Raw genomic sequence first — 1861 nt, forward strand, 5'->3', positions numbered from 1 at the left:
GAACCGGCGGCCCTACCTGCCGAGCGACGAGGCCGTGGCCGTCGCGCGCGACCACATCCTCTGGCTCCAGCTGGCGGACCGCGAGGTCGGTGCGGTGGAGCTGCTGGCCAGCATGGCGATCCGCTGGCCCCACGCGCACGCGCCGAGCTGGACCGACGTGCTGCTGGTCATGGCGGCCTGGTGGGACGACAGCCGCGCCGGCCGCCCCTACGTCCACGACCGCAAGGTGGTCGCCCTGCCGGATCGGAGGGCCGCCTGATGGCCGACCCCACGATCACCCGGGCACTGGCCAGCGCGGCGCGCAAGGGGCTGTACGAGACCTCGGGCGGCCCTACCGAGCGCCTGGCGCTCCGCGACGCCGCCGCGGGCGGTGCGGTCCTGGCGCTCGCCCGCTACGCCCTGCTCCTCGAGGAGGCTCTGGCAGCGACGGCCGCCGCCGACCGGACGCCGTTCTACGCCCCGGGGGAAGCCCTGCCGGGCGGCGAGCCGCCGGCCGAGGGCGAGCGCTGGGCGACGCCGGCGGAGATCGCCGCCTCCGCGCTCGCTCCGGCCGGGAGCACAGCACCGTGAGCGGCCTGGCCCTGCTCGCGCTGTCCGGCGCGCTGACCCCCTGCCGCCGCCGCCCGTCGCGCCTGCGGCGCTTCCTCACCGCCATCATCGGGAGACTGACATGACGACGAATGCGATCCCTGCCGGCTACATGGCCGACGCCAAGGGGCGCTTGATCCCGGAAGGCCTGGTCAAGCCCCAGCACAAGCTGGAAGACCAGACGGTCCGCAAGATCCTCGGCTTCGCGCTCGCCCTCAGCGCCCAGATCGGGCGGTTCAAGGGCCACACCTACGACGACCTCGCCAGCTTCGTGGACCTCTTGAACGAGCAGTACGGCGCTACCCGCGGCGGCCCGAAGGGCAACACCACGCTGACCTCCTACGACGGCTGCATCCGGGTCGTCGTCCAGGTGCAGGACACGCTGATCTTCGGCGAGGAGCTGCAGTCGGCAAAGCGCCTGTTCGACCGCTGCATCGAGGACTGGTCCGCCGACGGCGACCCGCGCCTCAAGACCCTGGTCGACCACGCCTTCCAGGTCGACCAGGTCGGCCGGATCAACCGCTCCGCCCTGTTCGGCCTGCGCCAGGCCGAGATCGACGATCCGAGCTGGAAGGCGGCCGTCGCCGCGCTCAACGACTCCATCCGGGTCATCGGCTCGCGCGAGTACGTGCGCATCCAGTACCGCGACACCCCGCGCGGCCAGTGGCGCACCGTCCCGCTCGACCTCGCCGCCTGCGAGGCACCCGTCTCCGCCGAGGCACCGGCGGACCGCACCGCCCCGGCGGAGGGCTGAGCGATGACCGGCCTTCCGATCATCGTGAGCGAAGGCTCCCCGAAGTGGGTCGTCGACCTGCTGCGGGTGGCCGACACCATCGCCGAGCTGGGTCCGATCCGCGCCGACTTCTTCGCCGAGGACGGCTTCCACCTGGACGGCCGCGCGGGGGTGCTGCCGCAGGAGCTGATCGACGCCGCCGCGGAGCGCCGGCGCCGTCTCGCTTCCAGCCGCCGGGAGGGCCGGGCCGATGGCTGAGACCCGCCGCTGCCCGGTCCCGGGCTGCAACGCCACGGTCGCGCCCGGGAAGCTGATGTGCCTGCGCTGCTGGCGGCAGGTGCCGCGGGCGATCCAGAGCCGTGTCTACGCGACCTGGCGCAAATACAGCGGCGACCCGACGCTCAGCGCTCTGGAAGCCTATGAAGCGGCGCGCAACGCCGCGATCTCCAGCGTGGTCGAGCAGCGGCCATGAGCGTCACCGAAACCCGGGCGCGAGAGCTGACGGCGCTGGTCGCCGGCTGCCTCGCCAGCTCTCCGGGC

The 1861-nt window shown here is 73.4% G+C and carries 5 protein-coding genes; all 5 read left to right on the forward strand.

Features of this window, described 5'->3' with window-relative positions:
- On the forward strand, nucleotides 1–259 hold a 259-nt coding region (locus B9O00_RS33340), incomplete at its 5' end, for a hypothetical protein (protein ID WP_159460396.1).
- On the forward strand, nucleotides 259–570 hold the full coding sequence (locus B9O00_RS32090) for a hypothetical protein (RefSeq protein WP_085127536.1): 312 nt from the start codon (nucleotides 259–261) through the stop codon (nucleotides 568–570). The genes B9O00_RS33340 and B9O00_RS32090, both read left to right, overlap by 1 nt.
- A gap of 100 nt (nucleotides 571–670) precedes the next feature.
- A complete protein-coding gene (locus B9O00_RS32095) occupies nucleotides 671–1342 on the forward strand; it encodes a DUF3164 family protein (RefSeq protein WP_085127538.1) in 672 nt (223 codons plus the stop codon).
- A gap of 3 nt (nucleotides 1343–1345) precedes the next feature.
- A complete protein-coding gene (locus B9O00_RS32100; RefSeq protein ID WP_085127540.1) occupies nucleotides 1346–1579 on the forward strand; it encodes a hypothetical protein in 234 nt (77 codons plus the stop codon).
- Nucleotides 1572–1793 carry a hypothetical protein gene (locus tag B9O00_RS32105; RefSeq protein ID WP_085127542.1) on the forward strand — a complete coding sequence of 74 codons (222 nt, stop codon included), beginning with the start codon at nucleotides 1572–1574 and terminating at the stop codon, nucleotides 1791–1793. The genes B9O00_RS32100 and B9O00_RS32105 overlap by 8 nt, the downstream gene beginning before the upstream one ends.
- The last annotated feature ends 68 nt before the right edge of the window (nucleotides 1794–1861 follow it).

Source organism: Tistlia consotensis USBA 355, from assembly GCF_900177295.1.
GTDB lineage: Bacteria > Pseudomonadota > Alphaproteobacteria > Kiloniellales > DSM-21159 > Tistlia > Tistlia consotensis.

Excerpts from the sequence above, each read along its gene's own strand:
- B9O00_RS32105 (WP_085127542.1), top strand. The coding sequence starts at position 1,572 with ATGGCTGAGACCCGCCGCTGCCCGGTCCCGGGCTGCAACGCCACGGTC.
- B9O00_RS32100 (WP_085127540.1), top strand. The coding sequence starts at position 1,346 with ATGACCGGCCTTCCGATCATCGTGAGCGAAGGCTCCCCGAAGTGGGTC.
- B9O00_RS32090 (WP_085127536.1), top strand. The coding sequence starts at position 259 with ATGGCCGACCCCACGATCACCCGGGCACTGGCCAGCGCGGCGCGCAAG.
- B9O00_RS32095 (WP_085127538.1), top strand. The coding sequence starts at position 671 with ATGACGACGAATGCGATCCCTGCCGGCTACATGGCCGACGCCAAGGGG.